At 69.8% G+C, this 19,273-nt stretch carries 16 protein-coding genes; 7 read left to right on the top strand and 9 right to left on the bottom strand.

Annotated features, from left to right (window positions below; genetic code table 11):
* Window positions 1-104: 104 nt before the first annotated feature.
* From E0H26_RS17360 to E0H26_RS17350, 3 genes are all read left to right on the top strand, one after another.
* The gene (locus E0H26_RS17360; protein ID WP_131304769.1) at window positions 105-524 is read left to right on the top strand and encodes a hypothetical protein; all 420 of its coding nucleotides are present in this window, start codon (window positions 105-107) and stop codon (window positions 522-524) included.
* A gap of 367 nt (window positions 525-891) precedes the next feature.
* The gene (locus E0H26_RS17355; RefSeq protein WP_338106219.1) at window positions 892-1,986 is read left to right on the top strand and encodes a DegT/DnrJ/EryC1/StrS family aminotransferase; all 1,095 of its coding nucleotides are present in this window, start codon (window positions 892-894) and stop codon (window positions 1,984-1,986) included.
* Between the two features lie 106 nt (window positions 1,987-2,092).
* Window positions 2,093-3,451 (top strand): glycosyltransferase family 4 protein, encoded by a 1,359-nt coding sequence (locus E0H26_RS17350; RefSeq protein ID WP_131304765.1) that lies wholly within the window; start codon window positions 2,093-2,095, stop codon window positions 3,449-3,451.
* Here the strand turns inward: E0H26_RS17350 and E0H26_RS17345 are convergent.
* The 5 genes from E0H26_RS17345 to wecB all read right to left on the bottom strand — a co-directional run bounded on the left by E0H26_RS17345 (window position 3,414) and on the right by wecB (window position 9,936).
* Complete coding sequence (locus tag E0H26_RS17345) at window positions 3,414-4,628, bottom strand: glycosyltransferase family 4 protein (RefSeq protein ID WP_131304763.1); 1,215 nt, start codon at window positions 4,626-4,628, stop codon at window positions 3,414-3,416. The genes E0H26_RS17350 and E0H26_RS17345 overlap by 38 nt on opposite strands.
* Window positions 4,625-5,725, bottom strand: coding sequence for a polysaccharide pyruvyl transferase family protein (locus tag E0H26_RS17340; RefSeq protein ID WP_165521901.1), 1,101 nt, complete (start codon window positions 5,723-5,725; stop codon window positions 4,625-4,627). The genes E0H26_RS17345 and E0H26_RS17340 overlap by 4 nt, the downstream gene beginning before the upstream one ends.
* A complete protein-coding gene (locus tag E0H26_RS29355; protein WP_165521900.1) occupies window positions 5,667-7,073 on the bottom strand; it encodes an MATE family efflux transporter in 1,407 nt (468 codons plus the stop codon). Before E0H26_RS29355 ends, E0H26_RS17340 begins: the two co-directional genes overlap by 59 nt.
* Before the next feature lie 64 nt (window positions 7,074-7,137).
* Window positions 7,138-8,400: a glycosyltransferase family 4 protein gene (locus E0H26_RS17335; RefSeq protein WP_131304759.1), complete on the bottom strand. Its 1,263-nt coding sequence runs from the start codon at window positions 8,398-8,400 to the stop codon at window positions 7,138-7,140.
* Between the two features lie 300 nt (window positions 8,401-8,700).
* Complete coding sequence (gene wecB, locus E0H26_RS17330) at window positions 8,701-9,936, bottom strand: non-hydrolyzing UDP-N-acetylglucosamine 2-epimerase (RefSeq protein WP_240742239.1); 1,236 nt, start codon at window positions 9,934-9,936, stop codon at window positions 8,701-8,703.
* Window positions 9,937-10,003: 67 nt separating this feature from the next.
* Between wecB and E0H26_RS17325 the strand changes: the two genes are divergently transcribed.
* The 3 genes from E0H26_RS17325 to E0H26_RS17315 all read left to right on the top strand — a co-directional run bounded on the left by E0H26_RS17325 (window position 10,004) and on the right by E0H26_RS17315 (window position 13,990).
* Window positions 10,004-11,047 (top strand): polysaccharide biosynthesis protein, encoded by a 1,044-nt coding sequence (locus E0H26_RS17325; RefSeq protein WP_131304757.1) that lies wholly within the window; start codon window positions 10,004-10,006, stop codon window positions 11,045-11,047.
* Entirely contained in the window at window positions 11,044-12,006 is a 963-nt protein-coding gene (locus tag E0H26_RS17320) for a dTDP-4-dehydrorhamnose reductase family protein (protein WP_206025201.1), read from the top strand. Before E0H26_RS17325 ends, E0H26_RS17320 begins: the two co-directional genes overlap by 4 nt.
* Before the next feature lie 109 nt (window positions 12,007-12,115).
* Window positions 12,116-13,990 (top strand): nucleoside-diphosphate sugar epimerase/dehydratase, encoded by a 1,875-nt coding sequence (locus E0H26_RS17315; protein ID WP_131304755.1) that lies wholly within the window; start codon window positions 12,116-12,118, stop codon window positions 13,988-13,990.
* Window positions 13,991-14,124: 134 nt separating this feature from the next.
* On the opposite strand, the gene pgm is transcribed toward E0H26_RS17315, so the two are convergent.
* Both pgm and glgC read right to left on the bottom strand, forming a co-directional pair.
* The gene (gene pgm / locus E0H26_RS17310) at window positions 14,125-15,765 is read right to left on the bottom strand and encodes a phosphoglucomutase (alpha-D-glucose-1,6-bisphosphate-dependent) (RefSeq protein WP_131304753.1); all 1,641 of its coding nucleotides are present in this window, start codon (window positions 15,763-15,765) and stop codon (window positions 14,125-14,127) included.
* Between the two features lie 164 nt (window positions 15,766-15,929).
* Window positions 15,930-17,162 (bottom strand): glucose-1-phosphate adenylyltransferase, encoded by a 1,233-nt coding sequence (gene glgC / locus E0H26_RS17305; protein WP_131304751.1) that lies wholly within the window; start codon window positions 17,160-17,162, stop codon window positions 15,930-15,932.
* Between the two features lie 71 nt (window positions 17,163-17,233).
* On the opposite strand from glgC, the gene glgA reads away from it, so the two are divergent.
* Window positions 17,234-18,430, top strand: coding sequence for a glycogen synthase (gene glgA, locus E0H26_RS17300; RefSeq protein ID WP_131304749.1), 1,197 nt, complete (start codon window positions 17,234-17,236; stop codon window positions 18,428-18,430).
* On the opposite strand, the gene E0H26_RS17295 is transcribed toward glgA, so the two are convergent.
* Entirely contained in the window at window positions 18,412-18,879 is a 468-nt protein-coding gene (locus tag E0H26_RS17295) for a type II toxin-antitoxin system VapC family toxin (protein WP_131304747.1), read from the bottom strand. The genes glgA and E0H26_RS17295 overlap by 19 nt on opposite strands.
* The gene (locus E0H26_RS17290; protein ID WP_131304745.1) at window positions 18,869-19,108 is read right to left on the bottom strand and encodes an AbrB/MazE/SpoVT family DNA-binding domain-containing protein; all 240 of its coding nucleotides are present in this window, start codon (window positions 19,106-19,108) and stop codon (window positions 18,869-18,871) included. The genes E0H26_RS17295 and E0H26_RS17290 overlap by 11 nt, the downstream gene beginning before the upstream one ends.
* Window positions 19,109-19,273: the final 165 nt, after the last annotated feature.

The following is a 19,273-nucleotide window of genomic DNA, read 5'->3' as shown; positions in this document are numbered from 1 at the left end:
AGCCGACCGGTCGGTAGTCCGCCGCGAGGTCGGGCCGCTCGGCGGAGGTACCACCCCTCGGGGGTCGGCCTCCGCCGGGCGGCTGATGGCGTACCGTCGCGGCCATGGTGGGCAACGACGGCCCGGAGTGGCGGACGGCCCGGCAGCGGGCGGTGCAGGCACATGCCGCTGCCGCGCAGCAGCAGCGCGTCGCCGAGCAGGCCGAGGCGGCGGAACTGGTGGCCTGGTTCGTCGCCGAGGCACGGCGCCGCGGGCTGCCGCCGGAGCGGCTCACCGCGCGGTCGTACGACGGCCGGGGCCGCTATCGCACCCGGCTGCTCGGTTGGTACGTGGACCAGGCACGCAGCCGCGCGGTCGACGTCGACGGGCGATTTCACCTGTTGACCGTGCCGGGCGGGCTGCGGGCCCGGCTGTTCGGTGTGGACCCCGAGCCGTCGCCGGCGCCGTTGGTGCTCGGTGCCGGCGGACGCGACGGCGAGTCGATGCCGTTGCGAACCCTGCTCGCCCGGCGCCTGTCGACCTAGCGCGTGGGTCGAGGCGGGCCCGTGGGTCGTGACGGCTCCGGCGACATGGGACCCCAGGTGCGTATTCCTTCGTCGTAGCCCGTGACCTCGACCGGCGTCGAGTGGTTGTTGTCAGGGAGTTTGCGACAACCCGTCGCGGCCCCGAGTGCCGCGCTCATGGTCGCCGACCGTCACCCATGGACTCCGCCCAGAAAACACATTTTCGACATTCGACGATTTCTGCGCACTTATGGTGTTAAGAAGGACCGTACGCAGCTGCCGTCAATCGCGGGGAGGTCCGTTGACGCACCTATCGGGGAACCTCAGTCCCCCCAATCCGCGGGAGAGGACTTCGGCTCCGCCCGTTATCCACCTGTCCGCACCGGACGTGGGACCGCTCGAAGAGTCCTATCTGGTGAGCGCGTTGCGGTCGGGATGGGTGGCTCCGGTCGGGCCCGAGTTGGCCGCCTTCGAGCGGGAGATCGCGGACCGGGTCGGCGTCGCACACGCGGTGGCGCTCTCCTCGGGGACCGCCGCACTCCATCTCGGACTGCTCGCGCTCGGAGTGGGCCCGGCACACGTCGTCGTGGTACCCACGTTGACCTTCGTGGCCACCGCCAACGCGGTCAGCTACACCGGCGCCCGGCCGGTCTTCGTCGACTGTGACCCGGCCACCGGCAACATCGACGTCGCCCTCCTCGCCCCCCTGCTCGAACAGCTCCGGTCGTCGGGCCGGCAGGTCGGCGCCGTGCTCCCGGTCGACATCTTCGGCAGCTGCGCCGACTACTCGGCCCTGCTACCCATCTGCGCGGCCGCCGGTGTGCCGGTCGTCGAGGACGCCGCAGAGGCCCTGGGTGCCGTCCACCGGGGCCGCCCAGCCGGTTCGTTCGGTCACGCCGCGGTCCTGTCGTTCAACGGCAACAAGATCATCACCACCTCGGGTGGCGGGATGCTGCTCTCCGACGACGGTGTGCTCGCCGAACGCGTGCGGTACCTGTCGACCCAGGCCCGCCTGCCGCTGCCGCACTACGAGCACCCCGAGGTGGGGTACAACTACCGGCTCAGCAATCTGCTCGCGGCGGTGGGCCGTGCCCAGTTGCGTCGGCTCGACCACATGGTCACCCGGCGGCGCCAGCTCCGGAAGCTGTATGCCGACCTCTTCGCCGCCGTGCCCGGGGTACGGCTGCTGGCGCACTCGGACGACCTGTCCAACTGCTGGTTGACCTGCATCGTCGTCGATCCCGAAGCGGCCGGTTGGCGGGCCCGCGACCTCGCCGACCACCTGGCCGCACGCGGCATCGAGACCCGTCCGATCTGGAAGCCGCTGCACCTGCAACCGGCGTACGCCGGCGCGGAGGCCCTGGTCACCGGCGCGGCCCAACACCTCTTCGAGAACGGGTTGGCCCTGCCCAGCGGCTCGGTGCTCACCGAGCACCAGCGGGCCACGGTACTCACGGCGATCACCGCTTTCCTCGACAACTGACCGACGCTCGTCGCCGCAGTGACACATCCCCCGCCGGCGGGGGGCCCTTCTCGGTCGCAGGGACACCGCCTCGTGGCGACCACCCGCACAGAAGTGGAGCACCTCCATGTCCGATCATCCGCAGAGTCGTCCGGCGTGGCGCGGCGTGGCGCTACGGCACGACGACGTCGTCGACCCCGGCGATCTCGGACATCGTCGGGACGACCCGGTCGGCACGCGGGTGGCCTTCCTCACCCAGTGCTTCCACCCCGAGCCAGCCGCCATTCCGCTCGGCATCACCCGATCGCTGCGGGCGCACGGCATGCGGGTGCAGGTGCTGACCGGCATCCCCAACTACCCGACCGGAAAAATACGGCAGGGGTACTCGGCCTGGCGACGCACCAGTGAACGCCACGACGACCTGCACGTCCTGCGGACACCGCTCTATCCCAGCCACGACAGGTCGGCGGCGGGCCGCGCCATCAACTACGTCAGCTGGGCGGCCAGTTCGACGTTCCTCGGCCGGTCGGTACGCCGCCACGCCGACGTAGCCCTCGTCTACGGCTCGCCGATCACCGCCGCGACGTCGGCGATCGCCGCCCGGCTCCGGCGGAGGATGCCGTACGTGCTGATGGTCATGGACCTCTGGCCGGACTCCGTGTTCGCTACCGGTTTCCTCACCGGAGGCGTCAAACGACGGATCGCCGAGTCCGCCCTGACCCGGCTCACCAACCTGGCCTACCGGTTCGCCGACCATGTGACCGTGCCCGCGCCGGGCATCCGGGACGCGATCGTGGCCCGGGGAGTCCGACCGGACAAGGTCACGGTGGTCTACAACTGGACCGACGAGAAGGTGATGCAGCCGACGGCACCGGATCCGCTGTTCCGTACCCGCCTCGGACTGGCACCCGACGACTTCGTGCTGATGTACGCCGGCAACCTGGGCAGCGCACAGCGCCTCGACGTGGTGGTGGAGGCGATGGCGCGGCTGTCCGACGTGCCGCACGTCCACCTGGTGCTGATCGGAGACGGCGTCGAGCGGCAGAATCTCCGCGACCAGGCGGAACGCCTGGGACTGGCACGGGTCCACCTGGTGGATCCGGTGGTGCCGCAGGTACTGCCGGCGATCCTGGCCGCAGCAGACCTGCACCTGGTCTCGCTCGCCGATGATCCGCTGTTCCGCATCACCCTGCCCAGCAAGCTCCAGGCCCTGCTGGCCTGCGGCCAACCGATCCTGGTCTGCGCGCCCGGCGACGCGGCGCGGATCGTGACCGAGGCCGGGGCCGGGTTCACCGCCCCGCCCGAGGACCCGGTACGGCTGGCGGAGGTCCTCCGTCAGGGCCTACAGACGCCCCGGCCGCAGCTGCGGGCGATGGGGCGGGCCGGCCACGACTACTACCACCTGCACATGAGCGAAGCGGCGAACACCCGGCTCCTGGCCGACGTCATCACGACGGCAGCGAATCGGGTGCGGCGAACACGCTGAGCACGTTGCCGTCCCGGTTCTCCTGGCACCACTGACGGTAGGCCGCCCCGGCGGCCAGCCGCGCCCGGTGGCGCTCCTGCGCCGACATGCCGGCCACCCGCTCGATCTCCTGAGCCAACCCGGCCACCGTCAGGGGCCGTACCACCCGCCCGCCGCCGGCCTCGAACACCGCCGACCACGGCGTACGGTCGGAGCAGATGACCGGGCAGCAGGCACTGAGGCTCTCCGCGATCACATGACCGAAGTTCTCGCCTCGGGTCGGGAACAGGAAGGCGTCGTACCGCGCGAAGGTCGGTGCCACGTCGTCGTGTGGCAGCAGGCCCCGGTAGTTGACGGTCACATGGGCCGGTAGTCGCGCACGCAGCGCCTCGCACCGCGCCCAGTAGGCGGCGTCCTCCATCGGCCCGTAGATGTCGAAGGTGACCGGACGGCTCGCCTCGGCCAGCGCGGCGATGGCCAGGTCGAGGTTCTTCATCGGGCTGATCCGCCCGATGAAGACGAGCCGGGCCGGGGCGCCGGGTCGGCCCGGGTCCGGCTGCGCCACGACGCCGGGCGCGGCGGTCTGGTTCTGCTGGACGATGACCCGCGCCCACGGGAACACCGCCCGGATGTCGTCGCCCTCGGCCTGAGTGGACGCATGCCAGGTGAGGGGCAACCGCCGCAACATCGGGCGCCACAGTCTCAGGAAGGCCCGCTTCTTCGCGCCGTTGAGCGCCAGCGCGGCCACCGAGCACTCCCCCCGGGGTGCGAGGAGCACCGCAGTTGCCCGGATGAGTCGCAGCCGCAGCGCCAGGATGGACAGCAGCGAGAACACCGACCAGATTCCGTTGACGTACAGCAGGTCGAAGTGGACGCGGCGCAGTCGTTGCCACAGCAGCCGGTAATGTGCCGGCCGACGCAGGTTGAGGTAGAAGATCGCGGATCGGCCGCGCCGGCACCAGCGCCCCGACAACTCCGGGTAGGGCTCGGTGGTGCCGAGGTCCCGGTCCCGGGTGACCAGGGTCGGCACCACATGGTGCGGGGCCGTGTCGATAATGTTTGCCACGGAGCGGACCGGCCCCCCGCCCCGGACACCGGGCTCGAAGCAACCGACCGTGATCAGCACGCGGAACTCCGCCGCCGCCGAGTCCCCGGCAGCCGTCGGCTCGGGTGTCCTGGTGCCGCCGGGGGCAGTCATCGTGCTCCTCCACTGACCGCACCGCGGACCGACCGGCCGAGGCGCCGGTAGGTGTTCACGGCGGCGCGGGAGGTCTGGAGCCACAGCTTGTCGCGGTTCGTCAGGACCGCGCGGGTCACCGGCACCTGGCCGGCCAACGCCCGGTGCAGCCAGGGCTGCACCACGTCGACCGCGCGCGGAACCGAGTCGTCCTCCACCACCGGCGCGACGATCCGCTCGAAGACCTCCAGACCGTTGAAGGGCTGGCCGAAGAACGCCGCGGTCTTCGGGGCGTAGGAGATCGGGTACATCGGTACGTCGAGAGCCGCCCAGAGCGCGCTGGAGTGCAGCTTCATCGAGATGGCGAGTGAGCATTCGGCCATGGCGGCGGCGAAGTCCAGCAGCTCCACGCCCTGGTAGGCGACGACCTCCGCGCTGCGGGCCCCGAGTTGCCGACACACCTGCTCGGTGAAGGAGACGTCGGTGCCGCCCGGGCTGGCCTCCAGCACGAACAGGCGGACCGCCGTCACGCCGTGCGCGTCGGCGACCCGGCCGATGTGGCGGGCCGTGTCGACGGCGTCGAGCCCCGGCCACCGGCGCAGCGCCACGCCGAGCACCGACGCGGTGGTACGCCCCGGACGGATGCCCAGTTGGGCGACGAAGGTGGGATCGACGAAGTCTCGACACCGCTTGGCCCGCCACCCCAGTTGCTGTTCGGCCAGCGTCACGGAGTCCACGTCACGCAGATAGCACTCGTCGAACGGGGACCCGAGTTCGCGCAGCCGGCTGAGCCAGTCGGCGCTCAGCGGCCCGAGACCGAGCCCCACGGCGAGCACCGGCACCGCCGGCAGCTGACGGGGCAGGTGACTCAACCACGCGTACGGTGTGTACGGGTGGTGACTGGTCTGGAGCAGGCCACCGCCACCGAACAGCACCGCCGCGCAGCTCTGGAAGTTCCGTTCGCTTCGGGAGGAGCCTGGCAGGTCCCGGCCCGGGCGCACGGGCTGGGGATCGAGCGGCAGCCCGAGCCGCGTGGACAGGGCGGACCAGTCGACCGGCCTACCGAAGCTCAGATAGCGAACCCCGACGTCCCTCCGGGTGGCCGCTATCGTCGACATCCCGGCGACCATTATCAGGTCGTCTCCGAAGTTTCCCGCCTCCCCGAGGCAGACCAATCCGACCGTGGGACTCATGGCCATGTTCACCTTTCACACCCAGTGACAGATAGCTGATCCACCAGCAGCTGGCGCTCACCACCGCGATCAGGGCGAGCGCACCCGCCGCGCCCGGCGCCCCGAGCAGGACACCGCCGGCGACGATCACGACGATGCGGACCGGACCCAGCAGTCCACCGATCGACAGCGCCCGGAGACTGGCGCCCTGTACCCGATGGCCGGCGAACCCCACCACGGCGATCGGCGCCAGCACGGTCTCGACGGCGATCAGCGGCAACAGCGGCTGGGCCACGCTCCAGTTGTCCGCGAGCACCAGCTCACCAGCCCACTCGGGGAGCAGGCAGATGGCCAACGCCACCGGGGCGATGAGGCCGACCGCCAAGGCGATGACCGGCCCGGTGGTGCGCAGCCGTTCGCGAACCGTGACCGGACGAATCCGGCCCAGATACGGAATGATCAACGACGAGAGCGTGGCCATCAGCAGTGTCACCGGCCCGAACAGGGTTCGGGTGGCGCCCAGGGCGCCGACGACCGCGACGCCGGCGGCACCGCCGGCCACGGCCAGGCCGGTCAGGGCCAGTTGCGCGGATCCGGTGGTCACCATGAACTGGGCCGCGAAGGCGGCGGCCACCCGGGTACGCCGACCGTCGAGCCCCCACGCCGGCAGCAGGAGATACCTCAGGCGCAGTGCCACCACGATTCCGACCACCGCTCCGGCAGCCGCCCAGATTCCGAAAAGCACGAGCGGCGCGACCGGCACCACGAGGCCGACGAGGACGGCGGCCACGATGCACCCGGTCCAGACACCCTCCTGGGTCAGGGCGATCCGGGCCACTCCGACGCCCAGGCTGGTCGCCTTGATGTAGTCGTAGAGCACCAGGCCGGGCATTGCCAGCCCGGCGGTCAGCAGGTACGGCGAGCCACTGATCGCCGCGGACACCGACACCAGGACCGCGGCCACCGTCGCGAGCAGGATCGCCCGGCGGGCGCCCGCCCGGGTCGCCGCCGACATCCGCTCCGGCCGTTCGGCCAGGACCGCCTCGGTGACCGTGGTCCGCACCAGCCCGGTGACCAGGACGTAAATCGAGAAGGCCAGGGCGAACTGGCCCAGCCGGTCCAGCGTCTCACCACGCGCGACCGCAACGGAGACCACGAGGTTGCCCACGCTGGACAGTCCGTTGGTGCAGAACGCGGCGACGGCACGTCGGCCGAACCGCTGCCCGGCACCGAACCGCCCGGCCAGCTTGCGACGGATACCGGCGCCCGCCCGCACCGTCGTGGGTACGCTCACGCGGCGCCCCGGATGGCCGGCGCGCAGGGCCGGGCGGGGCGCGTCCTCCGCGGCACCGCCGAGGTCACCGCCGGGCTCCCCCGGCACCGAGCAGTCGGTCGTAGGTCTCGACGAATCGGCCCAGCGCGACCTGCTGGGAGAAAGCCTGCTCGCATCGGTGCCGAGCCGCCGCCGCCATGCCCGGACCGGACTGATCCAGCACGTCCAGCACCCGGGCCGCGAGGAACTGGCTGACCTCGGCCGCCGGCTCCAGGGGAACCAGCCAGCCGGTCCGCCCGTCGACCACACTTTCCCGCGACCCGTAGGTGGCCGTCGCCACGGCGGGGACGCCACAGGCCATCGCCTCGATGACCGACATGCCGAGGCCCTCCTCGTAGGAGGTCTGGAGAAACACCGACGCCCCTCGGTACAGCTCCGGCAGGTCTCCGGCCGACACGTCGGGGCGTACCACGATGCGGTGGGTCAGCCCGAGCTCGGCGATGAGCGCCGCCACCGAGGGTTCGAGCCGTCCCTTGCCGGCGAGGACGAGTGGCGGAGCGTCGGGCCTCGTCCGCAGGATCTCCGCGTAGCCGCGGACCATCCGGTCAAGGCCCTTTCGGGGCTCGGCGAGCCGGCAGACGGAGAGCAGATATCCGTCCGATCGCCACCCGGCCGGCGACGGCGAGAACCGGTCGGTGTCGACACCCGGTGGCGCCAGCACGACATTCGGCTGTCCCAGGGCTTCGATCCAGTTGAAGATCGGCTGGTTCTCGACGAGGACGGCGTCCACCGCGTGCAGGGTCGACCGTTCGATCCGGTCGGTGATCCGGGTCATCGCGGCCCGCCAGCCCGCCAGCGCGTACCCGCACGACTTGGGATGCGAGTCGCGTTCCCACCTGGCCAGGGTCGCCATCTGCACGACGACCGGCGGGCCGGCCGCGAGCACCGGGGCGGCCCAGGCCGGAGATCCGCAGACGACCTGGATGAGGTCGTAGTCGGCCAGCGCCGCGGTCAGTTCGCGGCGCGGCCGGTAGCGCATGAACTCCAGCTCGACGGCGTTGGCGCCCCAGTACCGCTCGTCGGGCGCGTCGGCCCGGCCGCTCAGCACACTCCTACGCCACCAGGATCGCGGTGCGCGGAGGCGACGGCTCGACCGGTCGCCCGCCGACGTGGCCAGGTCGTGCAGGTCCACGGTGAACCGACCGCTCGCCCTGAGGCCATCCCGCAACCAGCTCACCACGGTGCCCACTCCGCCATTGCGATGCAGGCCGTGGGTCACCAGGGCGACCCGCCGAACGGATTCGGCCGAATGCTCGACACGGACCCGTTCGGAGATTCCGTAGGTCATCTCGTCACCCCAATGCGGATCGACGTTGAACACGAGGGCCAGCGACCACCCTCGGAAAGATTTTCAGCAGGACAGCCAGCGAGAACAAGCTAGCACTCGCACATCAATACCTGCGGCAATTCGATGAAACGAACGGATTTCACGCTCTCGCCGGCGTCACCGCGCAATTCACCATCGATTTGGCACCGGCCAGGAATGCACGCATCGCAGAACGGCTCCCACCCGAACACGTTTGGGCTCGTTCCTTGCCGACACGGTGCGCCATCTCGCGTCCCGTCGGCGGCCGACGGACCGATGACGTCAGCGTCGGATGCCCGCCCAGCCGTGGTGTCGCCGCACGGTCGACAAGATGAAGTCGACCGTGCGGCGAGAGGTGTCGGCGACCGCGTAATCCGGTGGGCACGGCACGCCGGCCGTCGACACCTGGTCGATCACCACCTTGACCGCCTCCACCACACCGGCCGGCTCCAGTCCGGTCATCAGAATGCCACCGGCATCCAGCGCCTCCGGCCGCTCCATGGAGTCGCGCAACGTCACCGCCGGAAAACCGAGAATCGCGGCTTCCTCGCTGACCGTGCCACTGTCCGAGAGCGTGCAACGGGCCTGACGTTGCAGCGTGATGTAGTCGAAGAAACCAAAGGGCTCGTGGAAGAGAATCCCGTCGAGCGCGCTGTCGTCGAGCGCCACTGCCTCCAGCCGCTTGCGGGTACGCGGGTGCGTCGACACGAGCAGGGGCAGCCGCCACTGGTCGCGGACGGCCTGCAGGCAGTCGAGAAGCGCACGCAACCGCTCCGGTCGGTCCACGTTCTCCTCCCGGTGCGCGCTGACCACGAAGTAGCGCGCCGGTTCGAGGCCGAGACGGTCGAGCACGGTGGAGCGCTTGATGTCGTCCATGTAGTGGTCCAACACCTCCCGCATCGGGGAGCCGGTGTGCAGGATGCGACGCGGATGCACCCCCTCGGCGAGCAGGTTGCGGCGGGCGTGTTCGGAGTACACCAGGTTGAAGTCCGCCACGTGATCGACCAGCCGGCGGTTCGTCTCCTCGGGCACGTTGAGATCGAAACTCCGGTTGCCCGCCTCCATGTGGTAGACCGGCACCCGCATCCGGCGAGCCATCAGCGCGGCGATCGCGCTGTTCGTGTCGCCGAGGATCAGCAGGGCGTCCGGGCGCAGTTCCTCGATCGCCTGCTCCGTGCCGAGCAGCACGCCGCCGAGCACGCGCGCCAGCGATGTGGTGTCGACATGCAGGAATCGGTCAGGCGTACGGATCCGCAGTTCGGTGAAGAACACATCCGACAACGCCGGATCCCAGTTCTGCCCGGTATGGATGAGACTGTGATCGACCGTACGGTCGAGTAGCGCGATAACCCGAGACAAACGAATAATCTCCGGGCGCGTACCCACCACCGTCATGACCCGCGTCATTCGGCACCCTCCCTGTAGCCGGCCGACCCCTGCGAAGCTCCAACGATTCGAGTGACTGGACGTCACGTTCGCGTCAGCATCGGGTTCTGCAGTTTCGACCCCCACCGCCACCGGTGACGCTATCGTCACCCCGGCGGCATTATGCGCGCCAACGTTTGACAGCGAACAAGGAGAGAAATTGTCGCCTTCACTTTCGGATCGGCGCATTCTGATTACCGGGGGCACTGGATCTTTCGGTCAGACGATGGTGGCCCGACTGCTCGATGCCGGCGCCGGGGAGGTCCGCGTACTGAGCCGGGACGAGGCCAAGCAGGAGGCGCTGCGAATTCGCCTGCGCGACGATCGGGTGCGGTTCTACCTGGGCGACGTTCGGGATCTCGACTCGGTGTCCAAGGCCACGCGCGGCACCGACTACGTCTTCCACGCCGCCGCGCTCAAGCAGGTGCCCTCCTGCGAGTTCTTCCCCTTGGAGGCGGTACGCACCAACGTTCTCGGTAGCGCCAACGTGGTCGACGCCTGCGAGCGCAACGGCGTATCGGCACTGGTCTACCTCAGCACCGACAAGGCCGTGTACCCGATCAACGCCATGGGCATGACGAAGGCGCTGATGGAGAAGGTGGCCCAGGCGCACGCCCGGAACAACCCCGGCGCCCGCACCCGCGTCTGCTCGGTCCGCTACGGCAATGTCATGTGTTCACGGGGTTCGGTGATCCCGTTGTTCATCGAGCAGATCCGCAACGGCATGCCGCTGACCGTCACCGAACCGACGATGACCCGCTTCCTCATGTCCCTGGCCGACTCGGTCGAACTCGTCGAGCACGCGTTCAGCCATGGCCAGCCGGGTGACATCTTCATCCGCAAGGCGCCGGCATGCACGATCGGCGATCTCGCCACCGCCCTGTGCAACCTGTTCGAGGTACCCGCCAAGTTCGACGTACTGGGCCTGCGGCACGGCGAGAAGCTCTCCGAAACCCTGGCGAGCCAGGAGGAACTGGCCCGCGCGGAGGACTTCGGCGACTTCCTGCGGGTCCCGGTCGACAGCCGCGACCTCAACTACTCCCTCTACTTCGAGGAGGGTGACACCTCCCGGGACCGCCGGCTCGACTACACCTCCGACAACACCACCAGACTGACGGTGCCGGAGGTCATGTCGCTGCTCCTGACCCTGCCCGAGATCCGGCAGCACCTGGATCACGAGTCGCTGTCGGTGGGCCGCTCGTGAGCGGCCAGCGTTCGCTGGCTCATCCGCGGTCCGACGGGAGCAACCCGACGCCTCGGCAACGGGTGGTGATCCTCGGCGCGACGGGCATGCTCGGCCACACCCTGCTACGGCAGCTCGTCGCCGCGCCGGAACTCGACGTCTTCGGCTGCGCCCGCAACGCCGAGGCGGTGCGGGCCAGCTTCCCGGAACCGCTGGCACAACGCGTGACCTGCGGCGTCGACCTGACGGACGACAACGCCCTACGCCGGGTGCTGACGGCCCTCGCACCTGACGTGGTGGTCAACTGCGTGGGCGTGATCAAACAACGGCCGGAGGCCACCGACCCGGTGACCACCATCGCCGTCAACGCACTCTTCCCACACCGGCTGGCGCAACAGTGTGTCGCGCTGAACGCCCGGCTCATCCAGGTCAGCACCGACTGTGTGTTCTCCGGCCGGCGCGGCGGATACGACGAACAGGACGAGCCAGACGCGTACGACCTGTACGGCCGGACGAAACTGCTGGGTGAGACGACCCGCGACGGTGCGCTGACGCTGCGTACCTCGATCGTGGGGCACGAAATGTCCGGTGCCCGGTCGCTGGTGGACTGGTTCCTCAACCAACGGGGCACGGTCAACGGTTTCACCGGCGCCATCTACTCCGGACTGACCACCACGGAGTTCGCGGCCATGCTCCGCGCGGTCGTCCTACCGCGAGCCGACCTGTCCGGCCTGTACCACGTCGCCGCCGCACCGATCACCAAATACCACCTGCTACGCATCCTCGCCGAGGAGTACGGGTGGCCGGGCCACATCGCCCCGTCGGACGAGTTCGGCTGCGACCGGTCGCTCTCCGCCGCCTCGTTCCGAGCGGCGACCGGCTACCAGCCGCCGGCCTGGCCCACGATGGTGCGCCAGCTCCATCAGGCGGCGCTCGCCTGGGGTCACCCGCTGGCCGCCACCGCTGCCATGCGTCCGTGACCGGTATCCCGGACCGGACCAGCCAGCACCTAGGCAACGGCGCCGGCCCGGCACGTCACGGCACAAGTTGCCTGTTCACGTCGGCCACAGACACCACAGGGAGTGGTACATGCCGCCGGAAATGCGGAACCCCCAACGAACAGAACCAGCAGTCAGCGGCCGGGCCAGGGTCAGTCGTCGCCGTACCGTCATCTTTTTGACCACCGACACCCTCGCCTGGGTCGCCGGGTTCGTCGTCGCCGGCTGGGCCCGGTACGAGCAGATCCTCGCCGGCCGGGCGATCAATGCCCTCATCTTCGGCGTCGCCGCCGCCGTACTGCACTTCGGCATCAGCGCCCTGCGGCGGATCTACTCGGGTCGCCACCCACTGGGCAGCATCGAGGAGGTCCGTGGACTGGCCGAAACGACCGCAACCACCGCGGTCGTGGTCCTGGTCGCACTCCTCGCGCAGAGCGACCGCCCGGTGCCCGCCAGCACCCCCGTTGTCGGCGGGGCGTTGGCCCTGCTGCTGATGCTCAGCTTCCGCCTCCTGCACCGGTACCGGCGAGATCGCGCCATGCGTCCGGACGCCCGACTGGCGGCACCGGTACTGCTCTTCGGCTTCGGCGAGGCCGGTCAGGGATTGGTACGCGCGATGTTGAGCGATCCGAAGGGCCGCTACCTGCCCGTCGGCGCGCTCGATGACGACCCGGACAAGCGTGACCTGCGCATTGGCGGTGTCCCGGTGCTGGGCGGCCGGAAGGAACTCGGCGACGCGCTTGCCCGTACCGGCGCGACGAGCGTGATCTTTTCGGTGGCAAACGCCGACGCCACCCTGATCCGGGAGATCCGAGAGGCCACCCTCCGTACGGGTGCCGCATTCAAGATCCTACCACCCGTACGGGAGCTGGTGGACCATCGAATCACCGTCAGTGACGTACGGGACGTCCAGATCAGCGACCTGCTCGGCCGGCGCCAGGTGGTCGGCGACCTGACGCTGGACAACAACGGAGTCACCGGACGGCGCGTGCTGGTCACCGGTGCCGGTGGTTCGATCGGCTCGGAGCTGTGCCGGCAGATCATGCGCGCGAACCCCGGCGAGCTGATGATGTTGGACCGGGACGAGTCGGCACTGCACAGCCTCCAGATGTCACTCACCGGACGCGCGCTGCTGGACGGCCCCGAACTCATCCTCGCCGACCTGCGCGACGACGAGGGCATCCGGCGGATCATGCAGCAGCGCCAGCCTGAGATCGTTTTCCACGCGGCGGCGCTGAAGCACCTGACCCTGCTTCAGCGGCACCCCGGCGAGGCGGTCAAGACGAACGTGTGGGGGACGCTCACCGTCCTCGACGCCTGCCGCGACGTGGCGCGCTTCGTGAACATCTCCACCGACAAGGCCGCCGACCCGATCAGCGTGCTGGGTTACTCGAAACGCCTCACCGAGATGCTGACCGCGCACGCCGCCGCGACCTATCCGGGCACCTTCCTCAGTGTCCGGTTCGGCAACGTGCTCAGCAGTCGCGGTTCGGTGGTGACCGCCTTCCAGCGGCAGATCGCGGCGGGGCTGCCGCTGACCGTCACCCATCCGGAGGTGACCCGCTACCTGATGACGGTCCAGGAGGCGGTGCACCTGGTCCTCCAGGCGGCGAGCATCGGCCGCGACGGTGAGGCCCTGGTGCTCGACATGGGCGAGCCGGTACGCATCGACGACATCGCCCGCCGGATGGTCGAGCAGGCGGATCACCCGGTCGAGATCGTCTACACCGGGCTGCGGCCCGGTGAGAAGCTGCACGAGGACCTCCTGGGGCAGGGTGAGAACGATCTTCGGCCGTTGCATCCGTTGATCTCGCACGTGAGCGTGCCCACCCTCGACCCGATCGAGGTCAGCGGAGTGGATCCGTTCGACGAACCGCACCGGATAGTCGAGCAGCTCATCCAGCTCTGCGGCATCAAGCCGGGCGCGGATCGCAACCGGCCGGCGGGCATCCCGCTCGCCCGCTGAGCAACGCCACACCGGGGCCGGTTCCGTCGCTGTGATCAGCGGAGCCGGCCCCGGTGCGTGCTGACGGCGCTCCGCGCCGGATGTTAAGAAGGGGCCCCTGCTCTACTCCAGGCGTTAAGAAGGTGCCCTTCCTTTCATCCCAGGACGTCGGTGACGAGGGTTTGGGCTTCCTGTTGGAGGCGGGTCAGGTGGTCGGGGCCCTGGAACGACTCGGCGTAGATCTTGTAGACGTCCTCGGTGCCGGAGGGGCGGGCGGCGAACCAGCCGGAGGCGGTGGTCACCTTGAGCCCGCCGATCGGCGCGCCGTTGCCGGGGGCGGTGGTGAGCGTGGCGGTGATCGGTTCGCCGGCCAGCTCGGTGGCGCGTACCTGCTCGGGGGAGAGCTTGCCGAGCACGGCCTTCTGCTCCCGGGTCGCCGGTGCGTCGATGCGGGCGTACGCGGGCGCACCGAAGCGTTCGGCCAACTCGGCGAAATGCTCGCTCGGGGTCCGCCCGGTCACCCCGATGATCTCGGACGCGAGCAGGCAGAGCAGGATGCCGTCCTTGTCGGTGGTCCAGGTGCCGCCGTCGCGGCGCAGGAAGGAGGCGCCGGCACTCTCCTCCCCACCGAAGCCCACCGCCCCGTCGAGCAGGCCGGGCACGAACCACTTGAAGCCCACCGGCACCTCCAGCAGGGGGCGCCCGAGATCGGCCGCCACCCGGTCGATCATGGAGGAGGAGACCAGGGTCTTGCCGACCGCGGCAGCCGGACTCCACTGCTCGCGGGTACGGAACAGGTGGGCGATCGCCACCGCCAGGTAGTGGTTCGGGTTCATCAGCCCGGCGTCGGGGGTGACGATGCCGTGCCGGTCGGCGTCGGCGTCGTTTCCGGTGGCCACCTGGTAGTCGGCGCGCATCGCGATCAGCGAGGCCATCGCATTCGGCGACGAACAGTCCATCCGGATCTTGCCGTCCCCGTCCAGGGTCATGAACCGCCAGGTCGGGTCGACGGTCGGGTTGACCACGGTCAGGTCGAGGCGATGCCGCTGGGCGATCTCGCCCCAGTAGGCGACGCTGGCGCCACCGAGCGGGTCGGCGCCGATGCGCACCCCGGCGGCGCGGATCGCGTCGAGGTCGAGCACCGCCGGCAGGTCGTCGACGTACGCGCCGAGAAAGTCGTACGTGCCGGTGGTGTCGACGGCGCGGGCCCGCGCGTACGGAATCCGGCGCACCTCCTTGAGCCCGGCGGCGAGGATCGCGTTCGCGCGGTCCTGGATCCACCGGGTGGCATCGGAGTCGGCCGGACCACCGTGGGTGGGGTTGTACTTGAAGCCGCCGTCGTCCGGCGGATTGTGCGACGGGGTGATCACGATGCCGTCGGCGAGCCCGGCGGTGCGACCCCGGTTGTGGTGGAGGATGGCGTGCGACACCGCCGGGGTGGGGGTGTAGCCGTCCCGGCTGTCCAGCAGCACGGTGACCTCGTTGGCGGCGAGCACCTCCAGCGCGTCCACCGCGGCCGGAGCGGAGAGCGCGTGGGTGTCCCGGCCGAGGAAGAGCGGCCCGTCGATCCCCTGCTCCCGGCGGTAGTCACAGAGCGCCTGGGTGACCGCGAGGATGTGGTCGGAGTTGAAGGCGTTGCGCAGGCTCGACCCACGGTGCCCGGAGGTGCCGAAGGAGACCTGCTGGGCCGGATCGGCCGGGTCCGGATGCTCGGCGTAGTAGGCGGTCACCAGCCTCGGTACGTCGACCAGGTCGGCGGGCTCGGCCGGCTGACCGGCGCGCGGGTGACTGCTCACGGTGCTGGCCTCTCGTTCGCGACTGCGGGGCTCGCAAGCTCACTCCTCGCGCTCACGGTGCTGGCCTCTCGTTCGCGACTGCGGGGCTCGCAAGCTCACTCCTCGCGCTCACCGGGCTGGCCTTTCGTTCGCGACTGCGGGGCTCGCAAGCTCACTCCTCGCGCTCACGGTTCCACCTTCTGTCCCTTGCCGATGACCACGATGCCGTTGTCGGAGACGGTGTAGCGCTGCCGGTCCCGTTCCAGGTCCACGCCGATCTCGGCACCCTCGGGCACCTGGACGTTCTTGTCCAGGATGGCCCGGCGCACCACCGCGTGCCGGCCGATCTCGACACCTTCCATCAGCACCGAGCCGTCCACGTGCGCCCAGGAGTGCACCTTCACCTTGGGTGAGACGATCGAGTTCTCCACGAGAGAACCGGAGATCACCGCGCCGGGCGAGACCATCGAGGCGACCGCCCGGCCGACCCGCTCCCCCCACTGGTGCACGAACTTGGCCGGCGGGTACGGCGGCTGCTCCGTGTAGATCGGCCAGTCGAAGTTGTAGAGGTTGAACACCGGGTGGACGTTGATCAGGTCCATGTGGGCGTCGTAGAAGGAGTCGAGCGTCCCCACGTCGCGCCAGTAGCCCCGGTCCCGGTCGGTGCTGCCCGGCACCTCGTTGTCGCGGAAGTCGTAGACGTTCGCCTCGCCCCGCTCGACCAACATCGGGATGATGCTGCCGCCCATGTCGTGCTTGCTGGTGCGGTCCTCGGCGTCGCTTTCGACCGCGTCGATCAGCGCCCGCGTGGTGAAGACGTAGTTGCCCATCGAGGCGTAGATCTCGTCGGGGGCGTCCGGCAGCCCGACCGCGTCGGTGGGCTTCTCCCGGAAGGCCCGGATCCGCCGGCCGTCCTCGGCGACCTCGATGACACCGAACTGGTCGGCCGTGGACAGCGGCTGCCGGATGCCGGCCACGGTCACGCTGGCGCCGGAGGCGATGTGGTCCTCCACCATCTGCCGGGGGTCCATCCGGTAGATGTGGTCGGCGCCGAACACGATCACGTAGTCGGGTTGCTCGTCGTAGATCAGGTTGAAGCTCTGGTAGATCGCGTCCGCCGAGCCGGCGAACCACCACGGGCCACGGCGCTGCTGCGCGGGCACCGGCGTGACGTAGTTGCCGAGCAGCGTCGACATCCGCCAGGTCTTGGTGATGTGTCGGTCGAGGGAGTGGGACTTGTACTGGGTCAGCACGACGATCTTCAGATAGCCGGCGTTGGCCAGATTGGAGAGGACGAAATCGACCATGCGGTACATCCCGCCGAACGGGACGGCCGGCTTGGCCCGGTCCGTGGTCAGCGGCATCAGGCGCTTGCCCTCTCCGCCGGCCAGGACGATCGCGAGCACCTTGGCAGCCATGACCAGACGCTATCCATCCCGGTGCCACTTCACCACTCGTACGGGCACAGTTCCGTACTAGGGTGCCGGGCATGACCGACTCCGCCCCGATCCGCGTCGACCTGCTCACCCGCGAGTACCCGCCGGAGGTCTACGGCGGCGCCGGGGTGCACGTCGAGTACCTGGCGCGGGAGTTGCGTCGGCTCGCCGAGGTCCGGGTGCACTGCTTCGGCGCGCCGCGCAGCGAGCCGGGCGTCACCGCGTACGCCGAGCCGAGCGCCCTGGCCGGCGCGAACGCCGCGCTGCGGACCATGGGCGTGGACCTGGAGATGGCCGCCGGGTGTGCCGGCGCGGACGTGGTGCACAGCCACACCTGGTACGCCAACCTGGCCGGGCACACCGCGAAGCTGCTGTACGGAATACCGCACGTGGTGACCGCGCACAGCCTGGAGCCGCTGCGACCGTGGAAGGCCGAACAGCTCGGCGGCGGCTACGCGCTCTCCTCGTGGTGCGAACGCACCGCGTACGAGTCCGCCGACGCGATCGTGGCGGTCAGCGCGGGCATGCGCCGGGACGTGCTGACCGCGTACCCGGCGATCGATCCGGACCGGGTCAAGGTGATCTACAACGGCATCGACACCGCGCAGTACGCCCCGGATCCGGGCACCGACGTGTTGGCGCGGCTCGGCATCGACCCGGCCCTGCCCAGCGTGGTCTACGTCGGCCGGATCACCCGGCAGAAGGGCCTGCCGTACCTGCTGCGCGCCGCCCGCGACCTGCCGCCGGAGACCCAGCTCGTGCTGCTGGCCGGCGCACCGGACACACCGGAGATCGCCGCCGAGGTGGAGGGCCTGGTCGCCGAGCTGCGCTCGGGCCGCTCCGGGGTGATCTGGGTGGCCGAGATGCTGCCCAAGGCCGAGGTGATCCAGGTGCTCACCCACGCCACCATCTTCGTCTGCCCGTCGGTGTACGAGCCGATGGGCATCGTCAACCTGGAGGCGATGGCCTGCGAGACGGCGGTGGTGGCCACCGCCACCGGGGGCATCCCCGAGGTGGTCGCCGACGGCGAGACCGGCCTGCTGGTCCCGATCGAACAGGCCGGTCTCGACGGCACGCCGGCCGACCCGGCACGCTTCGAGGCCGACCTGGCGGCACGGCTGAACACGCTGCTCGCCGACCCCGAGCGGGCCGCCACGCTGGGCCGCGCCGGTCGCCGCCGCGCGGTCGAGCACTTCTCCTGGGACGCCATCGCCCGCCAGACGCTCGACCTCTACCGCTCCCTGGCGTAGTCGGGGGTGATCAATTCAAGCTTGGGAAAGTACGTCCGGTAACGGGCGCCGTCACGGGTGAGCAGTCGGTACCCGCACACGGCGGCATGCGCCCCAATGTAGAAGTCAGCGATCGGGGATCGCTTGGTGCCACCCTGCGTGCGGTTGGCCACGTACGCCTTGCCGGCCAGAAAGCCGGCCGGGTAGGGCAGTTCCTCACGGAGAAAGTCACCAGCGGGCAACGCCTCGTCGAGGTCCTCGATGCGGGCAAAACGCACGGACACCTCCGCGTAGACGATCGGGTTGATGACCAGGGCGCCAACGTCGCGGGCCTCCGCGAGCGCGGCGCTGGACCAGTCGCCCCATCGGGGATCGTCGGTGAAAATGTCCAGCAGTACGTTGGTGTCCACCAGGGTCGTGGCCGAGTCGGCGGATCGGTGTGCGACAGCGCGGAGCCGATCACTCGCCACGCAACAACTCCATCAGGTCGTCGGTCGACATGTGCTCGGTCTGCTTGGCACTTCCCCGGCCACGCATGTGCCGGACCAGACGTTGCCCCCGGCTCTCCGCACCGCTTACCCGGACGATCCGCAGCGCGCCGTTCTCCTCGACGACGTCGACCTCGTCGCCCTCATGCAGACCGTGCCGTGCCCGCAACGCGGCCGGGATCGTGACCTGCCCCTTGCTGTTGAGCTTCATGACGCCTCCACGTAGCACGTAATACCAACGATACGTGTCAGAAGACGGATACGCCCGGCGACGTCAAACGCCCAGCGCACCCATTTGCACCTCCTTGATCGACTCAACTTCGGGGATGTTGCTGCCTCCCGGCCGGGTTGACACAGCAACATCCCTGATGTTGAG

The sequence above is a fragment of the Micromonospora zingiberis genome (genome assembly GCF_004331455.1).
Classification (GTDB): Bacteria; Actinomycetota; Actinomycetes; order Mycobacteriales; family Micromonosporaceae; genus Micromonospora; species Micromonospora zingiberis.
This window is presented reverse-complemented; position numbering and strand designations above follow the sequence as displayed.

What these genes read in the sequence shown, in the direction of transcription:
- E0H26_RS17340 (WP_165521901.1), bottom strand. Translation starts at nt 5,725, where the DNA reads ATGTCGACGATAGCGGCCACCCGGAGGGACGTCGGGGTTCGCTATCTG.
- E0H26_RS17290 (WP_131304745.1), bottom strand. Translation starts at nt 19,108, where the DNA reads ATGAAGCTCAACAGCAAGGGGCAGGTCACGATCCCGGCCGCGTTGCGG.
- glgC (WP_131304751.1), bottom strand. Translation starts at nt 17,162, where the DNA reads ATGGCTGCCAAGGTGCTCGCGATCGTCCTGGCCGGCGGAGAGGGCAAG.
- E0H26_RS17315 (WP_131304755.1), top strand. Translation starts at nt 12,116, where the DNA reads ATGCCGCCGGAAATGCGGAACCCCCAACGAACAGAACCAGCAGTCAGC.
- E0H26_RS17335 (WP_131304759.1), bottom strand. Translation starts at nt 8,400, where the DNA reads ATGACCTACGGAATCTCCGAACGGGTCCGTGTCGAGCATTCGGCCGAA.
- E0H26_RS17350 (WP_131304765.1), top strand. Translation starts at nt 2,093, where the DNA reads ATGTCCGATCATCCGCAGAGTCGTCCGGCGTGGCGCGGCGTGGCGCTA.
- E0H26_RS17360 (WP_131304769.1), top strand. Translation starts at nt 105, where the DNA reads ATGGTGGGCAACGACGGCCCGGAGTGGCGGACGGCCCGGCAGCGGGCG.
- glgA (WP_131304749.1), top strand. Translation starts at nt 17,234, where the DNA reads ATGACCGACTCCGCCCCGATCCGCGTCGACCTGCTCACCCGCGAGTAC.
- E0H26_RS17345 (WP_131304763.1), bottom strand. Translation starts at nt 4,628, where the DNA reads ATGACTGCCCCCGGCGGCACCAGGACACCCGAGCCGACGGCTGCCGGG.